General features: G+C 76.1%; 1 protein-coding gene. It reads right to left on the reverse strand.

Going from position 1 to position 658, the window contains the following annotated elements; genetic code table 11:
• Window positions 1-124 precede the first annotated feature (124 nt).
• Window positions 125-658 (reverse strand): hypothetical protein (locus L0B03_RS18790; RefSeq protein WP_250448635.1); only part of this gene is annotated, 534 nt, incomplete at its 5' end.

Genomic DNA, 658 nt, shown 5'->3' on the forward strand with positions numbered 1-658 from the left:
ACCAAGCCCTTCCGCCTGGCCGAGCTGCTCGCGCGGGTGCCGACGGTCGCCGCGGCGTGGGACCGGGCCGGTCTGGCCTGGTACCGCTCGCCGCAGATCACGTGGCGCCCCGCGACACCGACCGTCACGTCGTGAGGGGGGCCTGCCCGCCGCACGCGCCGAGCTCCTCCGTGCCGGTGCGCATCACGACCCGCCAGCCCCAGTGCTCGCCGAATCCCTCGACGAGGTTCGCCGAGACCGGCAGCACGACCTTGCGGGCGTCGCGGTCGAGGGTCGGCAACGGCATGGTCTCGCCGTCGAGAGCGGAGCCGGGCACGCTCGAGGCCCGCAGCTCGACGGCGCCTGCCTGGACCAGGTGCTCGACCGCGACGGTGGGGCCGTCGGCCGGGTCGAGCGGGGTCAGCTCGAGGCGCAGGGTCACCTCCTCGGCGGGGAGTCGGCCCGACCACTGCCAGCTGACGTCGACGACCTGAGCGGCCTCCGGCGCCGCGGCGCGTTCCCACCCCCAGAGACTGGTGGTCCGGTGGTGCTCCACGAGAGTCACCCCGCCCGCGAGCAGGGCGGTCCGGTCGGCGGCGTAGGGAGCGCCCGTCGTGCACTCGGCGGCGAAGCTCTCGCTGCTCACGCGCTCGCCGGCCGGGCCGCAGGCGACCGCGAC

Origin of the sequence: Actinotalea sp. C106 (assembly GCF_023630195.1) — a bacterium.
In the GTDB taxonomy this organism is placed as follows: Bacteria; Actinomycetota; Actinomycetes; order Actinomycetales; family Cellulomonadaceae; genus Actinotalea.